This is a genomic window from Variovorax sp. LjRoot84, assembly GCF_964254305.1.
Classification (GTDB): Bacteria; Pseudomonadota; Gammaproteobacteria; order Burkholderiales; family Burkholderiaceae_C; genus Variovorax.
This window is the reverse complement of the sequence record NZ_CAXUTE020000001.1, coordinates 2,781,435-2,798,886: the sequence shown is the minus strand read 5'-3', so window position 1 is coordinate 2,798,886 and position 17,452 is coordinate 2,781,435. Positions and strand designations below refer to the sequence as shown.

Below are 17,452 nucleotides of genomic sequence, written 5' to 3'. Positions count from 1 at the left end.
ATAAAAAACGGGCGGTGAGTACCCGCCCGTTTGGTCGTGAGCCTCGAATTATATGCCAAACACGTGTAAGAACGTCGGTTTCTAGGTGGTCAAAGCGCCTTCCGGCCGCTGCGACCGCCACCAGACCAGCGCAAAAAGCAAGGCACCGAACGCCAGCACCGCCGCAGCCACCAAAAGCGGCACCGTGAACGAGCCGGTGCGCTGCGCCAGCGGCGCCGCAAACAGCGGCCCGAGGATCTGGCCGACGCCGTAGGAAGCCGTTGCATAGCCGATCAGCCCGGCCGCGGCGTTGCCGCGCAGCCGCCGCGCATCCCGCATCGCGAACAGGGTGATGGTGGTGAAAGGCATGCCCAGCAGCAGGCTGCCCAGGGTGAAGCCGATGATGGTGGGCCAGGCTACGGAAAGCACGACGCCCAGCGCCTGCAGCGCATAGGCGATCGCCAGCAGCAGCCGGTTGTCCCAGTGGACCGGCGCCCGCGCACCGATCAGGGCGCCCGGAACGATCGCCAGGCCGAACAGGGGCCAGAAAAAATCGGGCCAGGGCGAGCCCGGCAAGGCCTGGCGCGCGATCACCGGGAGGAAGGTCGCCGTGATGATGTAACCGAAGCCCGCCAGGCCGTAGAGCCCGACCAGCCAGCGCGCATCGTTGCGCGCGGCGGCCGATTCAGCCTCACTCGGTGCCGCGGCGGTGGCGGCCGGCGACGCTGCGTGCGCGCTTTCGCCGTCGCTGAAGATGCGCCAGATCACGGCGATCAGGACCAGCGACAGCAGGCCCAAGCCAATCCAGCCGGCCTCCGAGCCCCAGCGCCCCACTGCGCCGCCCACCAGACCGGTGACCGCAATGCCGACGCCCGGCCCGGCGTAGATCACGCCCTGCAGCGTCGGGGCGCCCGTTTCCGCCAGCCTCCGCAGGCCCCAGCCGGAGGCGAAGACGAAGGTCCAGGCGCTCATGACGCCGGCCGCCGTCCGCAGCACGCCCCAGACGCTGAAGTTGTCCCACAGGCCCATGCCGAGCAGCAGCGCCGCGGTGGCGACCAGCGCTCCGCGGACCATCGTGGCCGGCTTGAGCCGGATCGCCGCGCAGGACAGCGCGCCGACGAAGTAGCCGAGGTAGTTGAGCGAAGCCAGCACCCCGCCCGCCTGCAGATCCAGCTTGCCCTCATGCAGCATGATCGGCAGCATGGGCGTGAAGGCGAAGCGGCCCAGCCCCATCGCCACCGCCAGGCTCACCATGCAGGCGAGCGCTGCGCGCCAGGCGCCGCGCCGGTCGCTTCCGATCGCCGACATTTCGTGCTCTCCGTCTTTCTCTAATCTGCCAGCGCTGCAGCGACCAGCTTCTGCGTGTAGGGATGTTCGGGCGCATCGAGCACGCGCTCGACGCCGCCCGATTCGAGGATCGCACCGTCCTTCATCACGATGACCTGGTGCGCCATCGCGCGGATCACCTCGACGTCGTGCGTGATCAGCAGATAGCTCAAGCCGCGCTCACGCTGCAGTCGCTGCAGCAGACCCAGCACCTGTTTCTGGATCGTGACATCGAGCGCGCTGGTGGGCTCGTCGAGCACCAGCAGCTTCGGGTCGACGATCAGCGCCCGCGCGATCGCCAGACGCTGGCGCTGTCCGCCCGAGAACTCGTGCGGATAGCGGTCGAGCAGCGAGGGGAACTGCGCCTCGCTCAGGCCCACGTCGGCCAGCGCGGCCAGTGCGCGCGTGCGCCGGGCCGCGGTGTCGAGGCCTGGCGCGTGCACCGTCAGGCCTTCACCGACGATCTGTTCGACCGTCATGCGCGGCGAGAGCGACGAGAACGGATCCTGGAACACGACCTGCATCTGGCGGCGCAGCGCGCGGTCGCTCGCGCCGCCGGCATTCCAGCGCTGGCCGGCAACGCCGAGGCTTCCGCCGTACTTGAGCAGACCGAGCGCGGCGAGCGCAAGGGTGGATTTGCCCGAGCCCGATTCGCCGACGACACCCAGCGTCTCGCCCTGCGCAATGCGGAAATCGGCGCCCTGCACCGCCACGAACTCGCCCTTGCGGAACCAGCCGGCCACCCCGGGCCGCGAGACCGGATAGCTGACGCGCAGCGCCTTGGCTTCGAGCACCGGTGGCGCACCCTTCGCCTCCGCGGGAACGGGCGGCACGTCGCGCGTCGGCCGGCTGTCGATCAGCTTGCGGGTGTAGGCATGCTGCGGCGCGCCGAACACGGTCGAAACGGCGCCCTGCTCGACGATGTGGCCGTCCTCCATGACCGCCACGCGGTCGGCGAAGCGGTGCACCAGGTTGAGGTCATGCGTGATCAGCAGCACGGCCATGTGGTGCTTGCGCTGCAACTCGGCCAGCAGTTCGAGGATTTGCGCGCGCACCGTGACATCGAGTGCGGTGGTCGGCTCGTCGGCCAGGAGCAGGCGCGGCTTGCAGGCCAGCGCCATCGCGATCATCGCGCGCTGGCGCTGGCCGCCCGAGAGCTGGTGCGGAAACGCCCTCGCCCGCCGCGCCGGTTCCGGAATGCCGGTGTCGGCCAGCAACTGCACGGCGGCTTCCTGCGCGGCGCGCGCCGGCATGCCTTCGTGCAGCTCGAGCACCTCGGCGATCTGGTCGCCCACGGTGTAGAGCGCGTTGAGCGCGGTCATCGGCTCCTGGAAGATCATCGCGATCTCCTTGCCACGGATGCCGCGCAGCCGGGCTTCCGGCAGCGACAGCAGCTCGCGTGTTGCACCTCCGCCCTCCCCGCCGGCAAAGCTTGCGGCACCCGAGATATCGGCGTTCTGCACCAGCCGCAGCAGGCTCAGCGCCGTGACGGTCTTGCCCGAACCCGATTCGCCGACCAGCGCCAGCTTTTCGCCTTCAGCGATGGCGAAGTCGATGCCGTGCACGACCTCTTTGCCGCCGAAGGCGACGCGCAATCCGCGGACGTCCAGAAGTGGCCGGCTCATTTTTCGGCCTTCCGCGGATCGAGCGCATCGCGCAGCGCGTCGCCCATGAAGGTCAGCAGCATCAGCGTGAGCACCAGCACGCCGAAGGTGGAGAGCGAAATCCACCAGGCATCGATGTTGGCCTTGCCCTGGCTCAGCAGTTCGCCGAGCGAGGGCGTTCCCGGCGGCACGCCGAGGCCCAGGAAGTCGAGCGAGGTGAGCGCCAGGATCGCCGCGCTCATGCGAAACGGCAGGAAGGTGACGACCGGCACCATGCTGTTGGGCAGGATGTGGCGCCACATGATCTGCAGATTGCCGACGCCGAGCGCGCGTGCGGCGCGCACGTAGTCCATCTGCCGGTTGCGCAGGAACTCGGCGCGCACGTAGTCCGACAGGCCCATCCAGCCGAACAGGCTCAGGAGGATCAGCAGCAGCGCGACGCTGGGGGCGAACACGGCGCTGAAGATGATCAGCAGATACAGCTCCGGCATCGAGCCCCAGATCTCGATGAAGCGCTGGAACGCGAGGTCAGTCTTGCCGCCGAAGAAGCCCTGGATCGCGCCCGTGACGATGCCCAGCACGACGCCGATGACGGTCAGCGCCAGCGCGAACAGCACGCTCACGCGGAAGCCGTAGATCAGCTGGGCCAGCAGGTCGCGGCCGCGATCGTCGCTGCCGAAAAAGTTTTCACTGGAAGGCGCGGCCGGGTTCGGCGATTTCGCGAAGTAGTTGAGCGTCTTGGGGCCGTAGGGGTTGGGCGCGTAAATCGCCCAGTTGCCGCCTTGTGTGATGCGCTCGCGGATGAAGGGATCGAGGTAGTCGGCTGGCGTCTCGAAGTCGCCGCCGAAGGTCTTTTCGGAGTAGTCGCGCAGCACCGGGAAGTAGGTCTGCCCTTCGTAGCGCACCACCAGCGGCTTGTCGGTCGAAAGCAGTTCGGCGAACAGGCTCAGCACCACCAGGACGGTGAAGAGCACGAGGCTCCAGAAGCCGAGCTTGTTGCGCTTGAAGCGCATCCAGGCCCGGCGGCCGGGCGAAATGGTCACGGGGCTGCTGTTAGTCAAACTTCACCCTCGGATCGACCAGGACGTAGCAGAGATCGGAAATCAGCTTGGTCACCAGCCCGATCAGCGTGAAGAGATAGAGCGTGCCGAGCACGACCGGGTAGTCGCGCCGGATCACGCTCTCGTAGCTCAGGAGGCCCAGCCCGTCGAGCGAGAACAGCGTCTCGATCAGCAGCGAGCCGGTGAAGAAAGCGCCGATGAAGGCGGCCGGGAAGCCGGTGATGATCGGGATCAGTGCATTGCGAAACACGTGCTTCCACAGCACCTGGCGCTCGGCCAGGCCCTTGGCGCGCGCGGTCAGCACGTACTGCTTGCGGATTTCCTCGAGGAAGGAGTTCTTGGTCAGCATCGCTGTCACGGCAAAGCTGCCGAGCACCATCGCCGTCACGGGCAGCGCGATGTGCCACAGGTAGTCGATCGCCTTGGCGCCCCAGCTCAGGCTGTCCCAGTTGGGCGAGGTCAGGCCGCGCAGCGGGAACCACTGCAGCTGCCCGCCGAAGACCACCAGCAGCGCCACGCCGAGCACGAAGCCCGGAATGGCATAGCCGATCAGCACGATCAAGGTGGTGACGAAATCGAATCGCGAGCCGGCCCGCACGGCCTTCGCCACGCCGAGCGGGACCGCGATGAGGTAGCTGATGAAGAAGGTCCACAGACCCAGACTGATGGAGACGGGCAGCTTCTCCTTGACCAGTTCCCACACATCCTTGTGCTGGTAGAAGCTGGTGCCCAGATCGAAGCGCGCGAAGGACTTGAGCATCAGCCAGAAACGCTCGGCGGGCGGTTTGTCGAAGCCGTAGAGCTTCTTGATCTCCTCGATGCGCTTTTCGTCCAGACCTTGGCGGCCGCGGTAGCCCGCGCCGGAACTGGCTGCGCGTTCGCCGCCCGAGTCGCGGCCCTGCAGCTGCGCCACCATCTGCTCGACCGGGCCGCCCGGCACGAACTGCACCGTGACGAAGGTCAGCAGCAGCACGCCGAAGAGCGTGGGCACCATCAGCAGCAGGCGTTTGAGGATGTAGCTGGCCATATGACGGCTTCACTTGTTGGCAGGCGATGCCCACCAGGTGCTCATGGCCCAGGCATCGGCTTGGTAGTAAGGCGGGATCACGTCCGGCAGCACGAAGGGCCGGGGCCGGTAGCCGATCAGGAAGGCGTCGCCGTAGTACTGCGGCACCGAGTAGTAGCCGTGCGAGAGCACGCGGTCGAGCGAACGCATCGCGGCGCTCAATTCGGGCCGCGTGGTGGCGCCGACCACCTTCTGCAGCAGCGCATCGACCGCGGGATCGGCGATGCCCCAGATGTTCGAGGAGCCGTGGGTAGCGGCCGCCTTGGAGCCGAAGAATTCCAGCAGCTCGCCGCCCGGCGCCGTGGTTCCGGGCAGCCGCACCGAGGTCATCTCGAAGTCGAAGTTGTCCATGCGCTGCTGCGAGAGGGAGAAGTCCACCGTGCGAAAGCTCATCTGGATGCCGAGCTTCAGCAAGGCCGTCTGCAACGGCGTCACGACGCGGATCAGCGAAGGCTGGTCGTTCAGGAACTCGATGGTGAAGACCTCGTTCTTGTCGTTGCGCAGGGCACCGTCGCGGTAGGTCCAGCCGGCCTCGGCCAGCAGCGTGCGCGCGCGGCGCAGGTTCTCGCGCAGGCTGCCGGGTGGCGCGGTACTCGGCGAGATCACGGCCGGCCCGAAGACTTCGGGCCGCAGCTTGCTGCGCAGCGGCTCGAGCAGCGCCAGTTCGTCCGGCTTGGGGAGCCCTTCGGCATGGAACTCGCTGTTCGGGTAGTAGCCCTGCACGCGCTTGTACAGGCCGTAGAAGAGCTGCTTGTTGAGCCACTCGAAATCGAAGGCGAGTCCGATGGCCTGCCGCACGCGGATGTCCTTGAACTTCGGGTTGCGGACATTGAACACGTAGCCCTGAAAGTCGCCCGGGTTCTGGTTCTCGAACGCACGCTTTCGGATCTCGCCGGACGTGAACTGCTTGCCCGTGTACTGGCGCGCCCAGTTGCGTGAGGTGAACTCGCGCATGAAGTCGAACTCGCCCGCCTTCAGCCCTTCGAAGCGCGAGGTGTCGTCCAGGTAGATCTTGAAGGTGACGCGGTCGAAGTTGAAGAAGCCCTTGCGCACCGGAAGCTCGGCCCCCCAATAGTTCGGGTCGCGCGTGTAGGTGATGTCGCGGCCCATGCGCGGGTTGGCGATCTTGTACGGCCCCGACGCAATCGGCACCTCGGTCGTGACCTGGTCGAAAGGCTTGCCGGCGCCCCAGGCACGGCTGAATACCGCCATTCCGCCCACGACCAGCGGCAGCTCGGGATTGGGGCTCGCGAAGTCGAAGCGCACCGTGCGCTCGCCGATGCCCGTGGCGCTCTTCACCTCGGCGTAGATCGTGCGGAACTGGGGTGCCGCCAGCGGCCCCGTGAGCGTGGTGAAGGAGTGCACCACATCGGCCGCGAGCACCGGCGAACCGTCGTTGAAACGCGCTTTGGGATGAAGGCGGAAGGTGACGGACCGCTTGTCGGGCGCCACCTCGACGTCCTCGGCCAGCAGGCCGTAGGCCGTGGTCGGCTCCTCCGAGTTGCCGGTCAAGAGGCTCTCGAACATCAGGTTGCCGAGGCCTGATGGCGCCGTGCCCTTGAGCGTGAATGGATTGAACTTGTCGAAGTTGGTGGGCCGCGTCGGCGGCACCATGCGGATCTCGCCGCCCTTGGGCGCATTCGGGTTCACATAGCTGAAATGCGTGAAACCCGGCGCGTACTTGACGTCCCCGAACTGCGCGTACGCATGGGCCGCCCACGAGGGGGCTGCCGAGAGCGCCAACACCAGAAGCAGCCAAGCTCGCATGCGAGAATTCTGCACAAGATTTTCACGAGGTCGCTTTATGGGCTTTCTTTCCGGCAAAAAATTCCTGATCACGGGCGTGCTGAGCAACCGTTCCATCGCCTACGGCATCGCCAAGGCCTGCCATCAACAGGGCGCCGAACTCGCGTTCAGCTACGTCGGCGAGCGCTTCAAGGATCGCATCACCGAGTTTGCGGCCGATTTCGATTCGAAGCTCGTCTTCGACTGCGACGTGGGCGACGATGCCCAGATCGCCAAGCTCTTCGCCGATCTCTCGCAGACCTGGCCCACCTTCGACGGCTTCGTCCACAGCATCGGCTTCGCGCCACGCGAAGCGATCGCGGGCGATTTTCTCGACGGCCTGTCGCGCGACGCCTTCAAGGTCGCGCACGACATCAGCGCCTACAGCTTCCCGGCAATGGCCAAGGCGGCCCTGCCCTATCTCAACGACAAGTCGGCGCTGCTCACGCTGACCTACCTGGGCGCGCTGCGGGTGCTGCCCAACTACAACACCATGGGCCTGGCCAAGGCCTCGCTCGAGGCCTCGGTGCGCTACCTCGCCGAGTCGCTGGGCCCCAAGGGCATGCGCGTGAACGGCATCAGCGCCGGCCCGATCAAGACGCTGGCGGCCAGCGGCATCAAGGGCTTCGGCAAGATCCTCTCGGTGGTGGCCGAGGTGTCGCCGATCCGCCGCAACGTGACCATCGAGGAAGTGGGCAACGTGGCCGCCTTCCTGATGAGCGATCTCGCCAGCGGCGTGACGGCCGAGATCACCTATGTCGACGGCGGCTTCAGCCACGTCGTCGGCGGCATCGCCGAGCCGGCCGCGGGCTGAGCCTGGTCCAACCGGCGCAGGCCGCCGGCCGCCGGCCGCACCTCTCATAATCCCCCGGCTTGTCAATAAAACATGGCGGGGAGTCGATCATGAGTTTTCGCATTCATTCAGGCCGCGCCTTGCAGGCGCCTGCCGAGCTGTCGCGCCGAGCGCTCCTGCTCGGCGCCGTGGCCGCCACATGCACCTTGTCGGCCCCATCCGGGGCCTTGGCGCGCGACACAGCGGCCCCGACGCTGATGCTCGCCGAGGTGTACCGCCGCGGCATGCCACTCGACGACCATTGGGTCAGCGAGAAGTACGACGGCGTGCGCGGCTACTGGGACGGCAAGCAGCTCTGGACGCGCGGCGGCGAACGCATCGTCGCGCCGGCCTGGTTCACCGCCTCGCTGCCCGCCGTGCCGATGGACGGCGAACTGTGGGCCGGCCGCGGCCGCTTCGCGCAGGCGGTGTCCACGGTGCGCAGCCAGACGCCGAACGACGCGGCATGGCACGAGCTGCACTTCATGGTCTTCGATCTGCCGGCCCAGCCCGGCGACTTCACGGCCCGTCTCGCCGTCTTGCGAAAGCTGCTGCCGATCACGGATGCGCCCTGGCTGGTGCCGGTCCCGCAGCAGCGCGCGACGACGCACGAGTCGCTGCAGGCGCTGCTCGACAAGACGGTGCGCATGGGCGGCGAGGGCTTGATGCTGCACCGGGGAGCCTCGCTCTACCGTGCCGAACGCAACAGCGATCTGCTCAAGCTCAAGCCCTACGACGATGCGGATGCGCGCGTGCTGGCGCATGTTCCCGGCCGCGGCGAGCATGCGGGCCGAATGGGCGCGCTGCTGGTCGAGACGCCCGAGGGCAAGCGCTTCAGGCTCGGCAGCGGCTTCAGCGATGCCCAGCGCAACGAGCCGCCGGCCGTCGGCAGCTGGGTGAACTACCGCTACAACGGCACGAGCCCCGGCGGCCTGCCGAGGTTCGCGCGCTTTCTGCGGGTGCGGGAAGACCTCGCGTCCTCGTCCTGACCGAGGCTCCCGCGTGCTGCTGCCTTACTTGGGCAGCAGCACCTTGTCGACGACGTGGATCACGCCATTGGATTGGTACACGTCGGCCGTGCTCACGGTGGCCCAGCCGCCGTTCTCGTCGCCGACCATGATCTTGCCGCCGCTCGCCTTGGCCGTCAGCGTGCCGCCGGCGGCGGTCTTGAGCGTGGCCATGCCCTTGCCGTCCATGATCTGCCCGCCGAGCGCGGCGGCGTCCAGCCTGCCGGGTACCACGTGGTAGGTCAGGACGGCCGTGAGCTTGCCCTTGTTCTCGGGCTTGAGCAGCGTGTCGACCGTGCCGGCGGGCAAGGCGGCGAAGGCCGTATTGGTCGGCGCGAACACCGTGAACGGACCCGGACCCTTGAGGGTCTCGACCAGGCCGGCGGCCTTGACGGCCGCAACCAGGGTGGTGTGGTCCTTCGAGTTGACGGCGTTGTCGATGATGTCCTTGGTGGCGAACATCGGCGCGCCGCCGACCATGACCTGCGCGACGGCCGAGGCCGCTGCAGCGGCCATCGTGACAGCCAGGGTGAGGGATGCAAGGCGATGGAATCTACGGTTCATGAATAGCTCCTCTGGGATTGAAGCCGCCGCAGAAAGCGCGACGGCTGCAACCAATACGAGGAGCTCGCCGAAGCGGATTCAAAGCACCGCGCGCAATCCTGCGCCGTGGCTGATCCTTCTTCAGTCGGCGTTGCGGACGCAGTCCGCGTAGTAGCGCTTCTTGCCGTTCTCGTCGATGCGCGCCACCAGGCCGTGGATGTCGGTCTCGAAGCCCGGGCATTCGGTGTTGAACTGCCGCGCGAACTTGAGGTAGTCGACGATCTTCTTGTTGAAGACCTCGCCCGGGATCAGGAGCGGAATGCCCGGCGGGTACGGCGTGATCAGGCTGGTGGTGATGCGGCCTTCGAGCTCGTCGATCTCCACGCGCTCGGTCTTGCGGTGCGCAATGTGCGCGTAGGCGTCGCTCGGCTTCATCGCCGGCGTCAGGTCGCTCAGGTACATCTCGGTCGTCAGCCGCGCGACGTCGTAGCGCGCATAGAGCTGGTGGACGTGCTGGCACAGGTCGCGCAGGCCGAGGCGCTCGTAGCCCGGATGCTGCTGGCAGAACTCGGGCAGGATGCGCCACATCGGCTGGTTGCGCGCGTAGTCGTCCTTGAACTGCTGCAGCGCGGTGAGCAGCGTGTTCCAGCGGCCCTTGGTGATGCCGATGGTGAACATGATGAAGAAGCTGTAGAGCCCCGTCTTCTCGACGATCACGCCATGCTCGGCCAGGAACTTGGTGACGATGCTGGCGGGAATGCCGGTCTCGGCAAACTTGCCCTGCAGGTCCAGGCCCGGCGTCACGATGGTCGACTTGATCGGGTCGAGCATGTTGAAACCGTCGGCCAGCTTGCCGAAGCCGTGCCAGTTGCGCGAACCGTTCTTGCCGTTCGTGCCGGTGCGCGATTCGCCTTCCATGATCCAGTCGCTCGCGCGGCCGATGCCCTCTTCGACCAGCTTCTCGGGTCCCCAGACCTTGAACCACCACTCGTCCGCGCCGAACTCGGCTTCGACCTTGCGCATCGCGCGGCGGAAGTCCAGCGCTTCGAGGATGCTCTCTTCCACCAGCGCGGTGCCGCCGGGCGGCTCCATCATCGCGGCCGCGACGTCGCAGCTGGCGATGATCGCGTACTGCGGGCTGGTCGACGAATGCATCAGGTAGGCCTCGTTGAAGAGGTCGCGGTCGAGCGCGCGGTTCTGCGAATCCTGCACCAGCACGTGGCTGGCCTGGCTGATGCCGGCCAGGAGCTTGTGGGTCGACTGCGTCGCGAACACCAGCGACTCCTTGGGACGCACGCGCCGCTTGCCCATGGCGTGGTAGGCGCCGTAGAACGGGTGGAAGGCTGCGTGCGGCAGCCAGGCCTCGTCGAAGTGCAGCGTGTCGACGTAGCCGTCGAGCATGCCCTTGATGGTTTCGGTGTTGTAGATCACGCCGTCGTAGGTCGATTGCGTGAGCGTCATCACGCGCGGCTTGACCCGGTCGGCATCCACGTGCGAGAGCAGCGGATTGGCGCGGATCTTGGCCTTGATGGCCGACGGCTCGAATTCGCTCCGCGGGATCGGGCCGATGATGCCGAAGTGGTTGCGCGTCGGCTTCATGAAGACGGGGATAGCGCCCGTCATGATGATCGCGTGCAGCACCGACTTGTGGCAGTTGCGGTCGACCACCACCACGTCGTCGGGCGCCACCGTGTGGTGCCACACCATCTTGTTGCTGGTGCTGGTGCCGTTGGTCACGAAGAAGCAGTGATCGGCATTGAAGATGCGCGCCGCATTGCGCTCGCTGGCCGCCACCGGGCCGGTGTGGTCCAGCAGCTGGCCGAGTTCCTCGACTGCGTTGCAGACGTCGGCGCGCAGCATGTTCTCGCCGAAGAACTGGTGGAACATCTGGCCCACCGGGCTCTTCAGGAAGGCCACGCCGCCCGAGTGGCCCGGGCAATGCCAGGAGTACGAGCCGTCCTCCGCGTAGTCGATCAGCGCCTTGAAGAACGGCGGCTGCACGCCTTCGAGGTAGCTCTTGGCTTCGCGGATGATGTGGCGGGCCACGAACTCCGGCGTGTCCTCGAACATGTGGATGAAACCGTGCAGCTCGCGCAGGATGTCGTTCGGGATGTGGCGCGAGGTCTTGGTCTCGCCGTAGATGTAGATCGGCACGTCGGCGTTCTTGCGCCGCACCTCGCCGATGAAGTTGCGCAGGTTCAGCACGGCGGGGTCGAGGTCGGGGCCGACGGTGAACTCCTCGTCGTCGATCGACAGGATGAAGGCGCTGGCGCGGCTTTGCTGCTGGGCGAACTGGCTCAGGTCGCCGTAGCTCGTGACGCCCAGCACCTCGAAGCCTTCTTTCTCGAAAGCCTGCGCCAGGGCGCGGATGCTGAGCCCCGAGCTGTTCTCGGAGCGGAAGTCCTCGTCGATGATGACGATGGGAAAGCGGAATTTCATGAGCGCGGCTCCGGACTGGCAAATAGGCGCGAAGTGTACGGAATTCAGATGAAGGAATTGATCGGCTTTTGACTCAGAATGTCGTGCCTTCAATAAAGAGAGGAGTCGTCATGGCGAGTTCCACCGTCTGGTGGTTGATTGCGGGAGGGGCCATCGTGCTGGAGCTGCTCTCCGGCACGGTCTACCTGCTGCTGTTGAGCGCGGGCTTCGCTGCGGCGGCGGTGGCGGCCCATGCGGGCGCCAGCCTGACCACCCAGCTGGTGGTCGCGGCGGTGGTGGGGGTGGGGGCCGTGCTCATCTGGCACATCATCCGCCGTCGGCGGCCGGCCGAGCCGCCGACCGCCGCCAACCGCGACGTCAACCTGGATATCGGCGAGAGCGTCTACGTCGACGCCTGGAATCCCGACGGCACCGCCACCGTGCGCTACCGCGGCGCGCAATGGACCGTGGTGCCCCGCGCCGGAAGCACGCCCTCGATCGGCGAGCACCGCGTGGCCGAGGTGGTCGGCAGCCGCCTGGTCGTCGACAAGATCTGACAAGAAGCAAGAACCGAAAAGGAAGCATTCATGGAACTCGCAGTCCCCCTCGTCATCCTGGTCATCGCGATCATCGTCATCAGCCAGTCGATCAAGTTCGTGCCGCAGCAGAACGCCTGGGTGCGCGAGCGCCTGGGCAAGTACCACAACACGATGACCCCCGGACCCAACTTCCTGATCCCCTTCATCGACAAGGTGGCCTACAAGCACAGCCTGAAGGAAATCCCGCTCGACGTGCCGAGCCAGATCTGCATCACGCGCGACAACACGCAGCTGCAGGTCGACGGCATCCTGTACTTCCAGGTGACCGACCCGATGCGCGCGAGCTACGGCTCGTCCAATTACATCGTGGCCGTCACCCAGCTCGCGCAGACCTCGCTGCGCAGCGTGATCGGCAAGCTCGAGCTCGACAAGACCTTCGAGGAGCGCGACATCATCAACGCCCAGGTCGTGGCCGCCATCGACGAGGCCGCGCTGAACTGGGGCGTGAAGGTGCTGCGCTACGAGATCAAGGACCTGACGCCGCCCAAGGAAATCCTCCAGGCCATGCAGCGCCAGATCACGGCCGAGCGCGAAAAGCGGGCGCTGATCGCGGCCTCCGAAGGCCGCCGCCAGGAGCAGATCAACATCGCCACCGGCGAACGCGAAGCCTTCATCGCTCGCTCTGAGGGCGAGAAGCAGGCGCAGATCAACAACGCGCAGGGCGAGGCGGCAGCCATCACCGCGGTGGCCGAGGCGACCGCCGGCGCCATCGAGCGCGTGGCGGCCGCGATCCGGCAGCCGGGCGGCGAACAGGCCGTGCAGCTCAAGGTGGCCGAGCGCGCGGTCGATGCCTACGGCAAGGTCGCGGCCGACGCCACGACCACGCTGATCGTGCCGAGCAACATGACCGAGACCGCGGCGCTCATCGCCTCGGCGATGCGCATGGTGCAGGCCGGAAAGACATCGGGCACCGCCTGAGATCGATTCGTCCCCGCTGCTACAATCGCGGGCTTCGGAGCGGTGGATGAGCGGTTTAAGTCGCACGCCTGGAAAGCGTGTGAGGGTTAATAGCCCTCCGCGGGTTCGAATCCCGCCTGCTCCGCCAGGAAAAACCGATCCAGTTCCCTCCCATCGCACATGGGAGTCGTCGTGAAAGCCCCGTACCCGGGGCTTTTTCGTTTGGGGGTCGTCGGGCGACAGAGTACCATCGCCTTACTTTTTTCCATCCCCAGAGAAGGAGCTCGGATGGCCGGACAAAGCAAACCGGATCGGGCCGCAGCGCCGCTCGATCAGGCCCTGGACAAGACCGAAGCGGTGGCTGCCGAGGTGCAGCGCGCATCCGACGACCTGGCCGTCATCAACACGGTGCTGGAACAGGAGCTTCCGGACGAAGTGCAGGTGGGCGACGTCGCACAGGCCATCGAGCACACCGGCCAACTTGAAAAGAAGCTGGCCGAGTCGGCCGAGACGCTCGCCGAAGTCAACGCCACCTTGGCGGAGGAGATCGAGAAGCGTACCGAACGAGAGCGCGACGCCGGCTGATGCATTCGCTCGCGGTTGGCAGTCGAGCGTCCGTCTGCTTTCTCCTACGCAATGAGTTGGCGGCTGTCGCTAGGAACCCGGCAGGCCTCCCGCGCTAGGCTGGCATTCCCACAGCCCGGAAACCCGGAAACCACATGGCCCTCTTCACCTTCCTCGTCGAAGACAACAGGACCATCCGGGACAACCTGATTCCGGCCCTGGAGGATCTGGCGCATGCCCGGATCGTCGGCGCGGCCGAGACCGAGAAGGACGCGACCGATTGGCTGGCCTCCCATGCGAGCGAATGGCAGTTGTTGATCGTGGACCTGTTCCTCAAGGAGGGCTCCGGCCTGGGCGTGCTGCGCAACTGCAGGGAGCGCACGCCACTACAGCGCGCCGTGGTCCTCAGCAACTACGTCAACGCGGACATCCGCGCACGCTGCATGGCGCTCGGTGCGGACGCCGTGTTCGACAAGTCGAAGGAGCTCGATGCCTTCTTCGACTACTGCAACGATGCCAGCCGCTCGACAGATCGGGATAGGGGGCAGTCTTCATAGACTGCGCCCCTCCCACACCACCCGGCATGCGGGTCCGCACCGGGCGGTTCGAGAGTTTTGGGTCATGAGAGTCGGGGTAGTCCCGAGCGATCAAACCAGGCGATGTTCAGCACGCTGTTGAGCAGCTTGGCGCTATTGCGCCACCAGCGGTGTTGGCGACGGTATAGATCCGCTGCTATACGCTGGTGAGGACGCGGTTTTGGTTTGCCCCGGTTGGGATTGACGTGACGAAGAGCAGATGGCCCCTTGCGGGGCCATCTGCTCGTTGGGCGATGCCGCTGTGCAGTCAGAACGGCGAGTCGGGATCGAAGTCGGGTGGGGTGCGATCGGGCACGAGTTGATCGCGCCAGGCGCGTTGGATCTCGGGGCCGTAGGCGAGCCAGAGCTGCTCGCGCATCATCTCGAGGCACTCGAAGACGGCCAGGGCCTGCCTGGGCGACCAGTGCGACGGCAGCGCGAAGGCGGCAGTCGCTCGGGAGGGGCGCTTGCGCCGCGGCGTTCTCATCGAGGCGGCCATGGCCTGGCGGGCGTCACGCACGCGGCTTGCGCGTGGACGCTGGCTTCGAGCGCGTCGCGGCGGTGCGGGCGGCCATGCGTTGCGTGGCGCGTTCCTCGGCTTCTTTCTGGCGGTACGACTCGCCCTCGATGCGCACGACCTCGGCGCGGTGCATCAGCCGGTCGACCAGGGAGACCACGCAGGCGGCGTTGGGGAAGACCTCGCCCCAGTCAGCGAATCGTCTGTTCGTTGTCACGATCGTGCTCTTGTGCAGGTAGCGTCGGCTGACCAGCTCGAAGAGCATGTCGGCATGACGATTGGAGTACGAGAGGTAGCCGACCTCATCGACCAAGAGCAGGTCCGGTGCGGCGTAGTGTTGCAGCCGCCGGCGCAGGGCCGAATCGCTGTCCAGCGAGGCGAGCTCGCTGAGCATCTGACCGGCGGTGGTGAACAGCGCCGTATGCCCCTGGAGCACCGCCTGGTGCGCGATGTTGGCCGCCACCATCGTCTTGCCCACCCCGTTCGGGCCGAACAGCACGACGCTGCTGGCGTCGGCGAGGAACTGCAGGCTCATCAACTCTTCGATGGCCGTGCGGTCGCACTCCTTGGGCCAACTCCAGTCGAAGTCGGCCAGGGGCTTGAAGCGGCCGATGTGCGCCTCGCGCAGACGCCGCTCGAGGCTGCGGTGAGCTCGCTCGGCGCTCTCCCAGCCCAGCCACTGGCGCACGCGGTGTTCGCTCTCGGGCTGACCCATCAACTCGTCCCAGTGGGCCAGCAGGCCGTGCAGGCGCAGCTCGGCGGCCTGCGCCCGCAGCTCGGCGTGAGAGGCCCCTGGGTGGACAGGAGGGATTGGCTCATTCATCGTTGGCGTCCTTGGGTGGGTCGTAGCGGCGGTCGTAGGAAGCAAGCGAATGCGTGGCCATCGGCGCGTCGCGTCGCGCCACGTGCTCGGGCAGCGCGAGAGCCAGCGTTGGAGGCCGCCCGGTGCGCTCGCGCGCGCTCCAGCGCCAGGCGCACGGCGTTGGGATGGGGCACCTTGCGCTCGATGGCCTCCAGGATGGCCGCCTGCAGCGACGGCGCGCCGTACTGGTCCAGCAGTCGCAGTAGCGCGGCGGTGATTGACCCCAAGTTGTGAGCGCGCTCGGCGGCCATTTGCAGCAGCTCGGTGCTGGCGGGGGCGACCTGGGCCAGCACGTCGCAGCCGCGGTGCGAGCGCGCATTGCGTTTGTGCTGCACCAGGGCCTGCAAATGGGTTGGGTCCTCGATCGTCTGATGACGCTCGAAGCTGCGGGGATGGTTGGCCAGTTCGGTGACGCCGTCGAAGATGCGCACGCGCTGTTCATCGGCCAGCACCGACAGGGTGCGCCGCACGTGGGTATGCGGCACCGTGTAGTCGTTCAGATCGAAGCGCACGTAAGGCGTCTTGGCCACCTCGACATCCAGGCGCTGGCCCAGCGCGTAGCCGGTGGCGGGCAGCCCGAGCAGGCGTGGCTGCTCGACAGCGAAGGCCTGGCGCACGGTTAACGAGTCATCCTGGGGCCAGGGCCGATCGAACGCCTTGCCCTCGCACCACCGGCGCGCCTGGGCGTTCAGGTCGGCCACATCGGTGAACTCGCGCCCGGCGAAGAAGGATTTACGGATGAAATCGATTTGCCTCTCGACCCGTCCCTTCTGGTTGCCGCGCGCCACGGCCACCGGACGCGGCTCGAAGCGGTAGTGTTTGGCGAAGGCCAGGAATTCGGGATTGAAGCGAATCGCATCGCCCACGCGTTCGAGCACGACGCTTTTAAGATTGTCATAGAGGACCGTTCTGACGCTCCCGCCAAACGCATCAAATGCCTCGACGTGGCCACGCAGGAAGCTGTCCATCTGGGCATTGAGGCAGAAGCGCAGGAAGATGCGCCGCGAGTAGCTCAGTACCATCACGAAGCCCATGAGCGGGCGCCGCGCACGGCCGATCTGCAAGTGATCGAAGTGGGCCCAGTCACATTGCATTTGTTCACCCGGCAGCGTGCGCAGGCGCAGGTAGGCCTCGGCCGGCGGCCGGGGCCGCATCGTGCTCACCAGGTGTCGGAAGTGGCTGGCTTGACCCGCATAGCCGCGCTCGCACACCATGTCATGCAACCGGCTGGCCGTCAGCGTCGGGTACTTCTCCAGCGTCTCTCGGATGAAGGCCCGGTAAGGATCGATCAGGCTCGGGCGCAGCGGCACGCCTGGCGGCGCCACGTCGTGTTCACGCAGCACACGGCGCACCGTGTCGCGGTGCACGTGCAACTGGCGCGCGATGGTCCCCACGCGCCAGCGCTCGACCGTGAACAGACGCTCGATGCGTGCGGCCAGATCAAGAGGGATGGTCATGACCGCCGCGCTGTCGAAGGCTGTTCGTGCGCAGGGAGCCCAGGCGCACATGGGGCCGCAGCTCGTGACCGCAACGCCGGCATCCGAGTGCAGCGAAGGGGACCGCGCCGGCGCTCACCCGCGCAGCGTCGTGGGCCGATGGCGATTCGGTGAGGACGGTGAACTCGCAGGCACTGGGTGGGTCGCTGGGTGGCTCGCATGCAAGCAGTGAAGCATCGGCCTCCGCGTGCGGGCAACCCTGGTGCGTCACTTCTTTATCGATGGCGTCGCCCGCGCTGGCCTGACGCAGCGAACGTTGCCGTTCCCGCCAGCACGCGGAGCGCGCGGCATGCTTGAGGCGACCGCTGCGACTGCTCTGGT

16 protein-coding genes and 1 tRNA gene are annotated in these 17,452 nt (G+C 66.7%); 7 read left to right on the top strand and 10 right to left on the bottom strand.

Annotated features, from left to right (window positions below):
• Positions 1–81: 81 nt before the first annotated feature.
• The 5 genes from ACSQ9I_RS14165 to ACSQ9I_RS14145 are packed head-to-tail and all read right to left on the bottom strand — an operon-like array spanning position 82 to position 6,803.
• The gene (locus ACSQ9I_RS14165; RefSeq protein ID WP_436313532.1) at positions 82–1,287 is read right to left on the bottom strand and encodes a YbfB/YjiJ family MFS transporter; all 1,206 of its coding nucleotides are present in this window, start codon (positions 1,285–1,287) and stop codon (positions 82–84) included.
• A 20-nt stretch (positions 1,288–1,307) separates the two neighbouring features.
• Positions 1,308–2,930, bottom strand: a complete 1,623-nt coding sequence (locus ACSQ9I_RS14160; protein ID WP_436303938.1) for an ABC transporter ATP-binding protein — start codon at positions 2,928–2,930, stop codon at positions 1,308–1,310.
• Positions 2,927–3,952, bottom strand: a complete 1,026-nt coding sequence (locus ACSQ9I_RS14155) for an ABC transporter permease (protein WP_436290467.1) — start codon at positions 3,950–3,952, stop codon at positions 2,927–2,929. Before ACSQ9I_RS14155 ends, ACSQ9I_RS14160 begins: the two co-directional genes overlap by 4 nt.
• Positions 3,953–3,962: 10 nt before the next feature.
• Positions 3,963–4,997 carry a microcin C ABC transporter permease YejB gene (locus ACSQ9I_RS14150; protein WP_093107557.1) on the bottom strand — a complete coding sequence of 345 codons (1,035 nt, stop codon included), beginning with the start codon at positions 4,995–4,997 and terminating at the stop codon, positions 3,963–3,965.
• A gap of 9 nt (positions 4,998–5,006) precedes the next feature.
• A complete protein-coding gene (locus tag ACSQ9I_RS14145) occupies positions 5,007–6,803 on the bottom strand; it encodes an extracellular solute-binding protein (RefSeq protein ID WP_436303937.1) in 1,797 nt (598 codons plus the stop codon).
• A gap of 37 nt (positions 6,804–6,840) precedes the next feature.
• Between ACSQ9I_RS14145 and fabI the strand changes: the two genes are divergently transcribed.
• Entirely contained in the window at positions 6,841–7,635 is a 795-nt protein-coding gene (gene fabI / locus ACSQ9I_RS14140; RefSeq protein ID WP_093107561.1) for an enoyl-ACP reductase FabI, read from the top strand.
• 89 nt (positions 7,636–7,724) lie between these two features.
• Positions 7,725–8,642, top strand: a complete 918-nt coding sequence (locus tag ACSQ9I_RS14135) for a DNA ligase (RefSeq protein ID WP_436313531.1) — start codon at positions 7,725–7,727, stop codon at positions 8,640–8,642.
• Positions 8,643–8,666: 24 nt separating this feature from the next.
• On the opposite strand, the gene ACSQ9I_RS14130 is transcribed toward ACSQ9I_RS14135, so the two are convergent.
• Positions 8,667–9,224, bottom strand: coding sequence for a fasciclin domain-containing protein (locus ACSQ9I_RS14130; RefSeq protein ID WP_093107565.1), 558 nt, complete (start codon positions 9,222–9,224; stop codon positions 8,667–8,669).
• Between the two features lie 120 nt (positions 9,225–9,344).
• Positions 9,345–11,642 (bottom strand): Orn/Lys/Arg decarboxylase N-terminal domain-containing protein, encoded by a 2,298-nt coding sequence (locus tag ACSQ9I_RS14125; RefSeq protein WP_436303935.1) that lies wholly within the window; start codon positions 11,640–11,642, stop codon positions 9,345–9,347.
• 110 nt (positions 11,643–11,752) lie between these two features.
• Between ACSQ9I_RS14125 and ACSQ9I_RS14120 the strand changes: the two genes are divergently transcribed.
• The 5 genes from ACSQ9I_RS14120 to ACSQ9I_RS14100 all read left to right on the top strand — a co-directional run bounded on the left by ACSQ9I_RS14120 (position 11,753) and on the right by ACSQ9I_RS14100 (position 14,238).
• The gene (locus tag ACSQ9I_RS14120; RefSeq protein ID WP_093107569.1) at positions 11,753–12,178 is read left to right on the top strand and encodes an NfeD family protein; all 426 of its coding nucleotides are present in this window, start codon (positions 11,753–11,755) and stop codon (positions 12,176–12,178) included.
• A 30-nt stretch (positions 12,179–12,208) separates the two neighbouring features.
• Positions 12,209–13,138: an SPFH domain-containing protein gene (locus tag ACSQ9I_RS14115; protein WP_436313530.1), complete on the top strand. Its 930-nt coding sequence runs from the start codon at positions 12,209–12,211 to the stop codon at positions 13,136–13,138.
• 36 nt (positions 13,139–13,174) lie between these two features.
• Positions 13,175–13,265 (top strand) — tRNA-Ser (locus ACSQ9I_RS14110).
• A gap of 140 nt (positions 13,266–13,405) precedes the next feature.
• Entirely contained in the window at positions 13,406–13,702 is a 297-nt protein-coding gene (locus ACSQ9I_RS14105; RefSeq protein WP_093107573.1) for a hypothetical protein, read from the top strand.
• A gap of 134 nt (positions 13,703–13,836) precedes the next feature.
• Positions 13,837–14,238: a response regulator gene (locus ACSQ9I_RS14100; RefSeq protein ID WP_436313529.1), complete on the top strand. Its 402-nt coding sequence runs from the start codon at positions 13,837–13,839 to the stop codon at positions 14,236–14,238.
• Positions 14,239–14,524: 286 nt separating this feature from the next.
• Here ACSQ9I_RS14100 and ACSQ9I_RS14095 read toward each other — a convergent pair whose 3' ends face one another.
• The 3 genes from ACSQ9I_RS14095 to istA are packed head-to-tail and all read right to left on the bottom strand — an operon-like array spanning position 14,525 to position 17,029.
• The gene (locus ACSQ9I_RS14095; RefSeq protein ID WP_436313528.1) at positions 14,525–14,776 is read right to left on the bottom strand and encodes a hypothetical protein; all 252 of its coding nucleotides are present in this window, start codon (positions 14,774–14,776) and stop codon (positions 14,525–14,527) included.
• Positions 14,769–15,596 (bottom strand): IS21-like element helper ATPase IstB, encoded by an 828-nt coding sequence (gene istB, locus ACSQ9I_RS14090; RefSeq protein WP_436296158.1) that lies wholly within the window; start codon positions 15,594–15,596, stop codon positions 14,769–14,771. The genes ACSQ9I_RS14095 and istB overlap by 8 nt, the downstream gene beginning before the upstream one ends.
• The gene (gene istA / locus ACSQ9I_RS14085; RefSeq protein WP_436313527.1) at positions 15,593–17,029 is read right to left on the bottom strand and encodes an IS21 family transposase; all 1,437 of its coding nucleotides are present in this window, start codon (positions 17,027–17,029) and stop codon (positions 15,593–15,595) included. Before istA ends, istB begins: the two co-directional genes overlap by 4 nt.
• Positions 17,030–17,452 lie beyond the last annotated feature (423 nt).

Excerpts from the sequence above, each read along its gene's own strand:
- ACSQ9I_RS14125 (WP_436303935.1), bottom strand. The coding sequence starts at position 11,642 with ATGAAATTCCGCTTTCCCATCGTCATCATCGACGAGGACTTCCGCTCC.
- ACSQ9I_RS14115 (WP_436313530.1), top strand. The coding sequence starts at position 12,209 with ATGGAACTCGCAGTCCCCCTCGTCATCCTGGTCATCGCGATCATCGTC.
- ACSQ9I_RS14150 (WP_093107557.1), bottom strand. The coding sequence starts at position 4,997 with ATGGCCAGCTACATCCTCAAACGCCTGCTGCTGATGGTGCCCACGCTC.
- fabI (WP_093107561.1), top strand. The coding sequence starts at position 6,841 with ATGGGCTTTCTTTCCGGCAAAAAATTCCTGATCACGGGCGTGCTGAGC.
- ACSQ9I_RS14120 (WP_093107569.1), top strand. The coding sequence starts at position 11,753 with ATGGCGAGTTCCACCGTCTGGTGGTTGATTGCGGGAGGGGCCATCGTG.
- ACSQ9I_RS14145 (WP_436303937.1), bottom strand. The coding sequence starts at position 6,803 with ATGCGAGCTTGGCTGCTTCTGGTGTTGGCGCTCTCGGCAGCCCCCTCG.
- istB (WP_436296158.1), bottom strand. The coding sequence starts at position 15,596 with ATGAATGAGCCAATCCCTCCTGTCCACCCAGGGGCCTCTCACGCCGAG.
- ACSQ9I_RS14105 (WP_093107573.1), top strand. The coding sequence starts at position 13,406 with ATGGCCGGACAAAGCAAACCGGATCGGGCCGCAGCGCCGCTCGATCAG.
- ACSQ9I_RS14160 (WP_436303938.1), bottom strand. The coding sequence starts at position 2,930 with ATGAGCCGGCCACTTCTGGACGTCCGCGGATTGCGCGTCGCCTTCGGC.
- ACSQ9I_RS14135 (WP_436313531.1), top strand. The coding sequence starts at position 7,725 with ATGAGTTTTCGCATTCATTCAGGCCGCGCCTTGCAGGCGCCTGCCGAG.
- ACSQ9I_RS14165 (WP_436313532.1), bottom strand. The coding sequence starts at position 1,287 with ATGTCGGCGATCGGAAGCGACCGGCGCGGCGCCTGGCGCGCAGCGCTC.
- ACSQ9I_RS14130 (WP_093107565.1), bottom strand. The coding sequence starts at position 9,224 with ATGAACCGTAGATTCCATCGCCTTGCATCCCTCACCCTGGCTGTCACG.
- ACSQ9I_RS14100 (WP_436313529.1), top strand. The coding sequence starts at position 13,837 with ATGGCCCTCTTCACCTTCCTCGTCGAAGACAACAGGACCATCCGGGAC.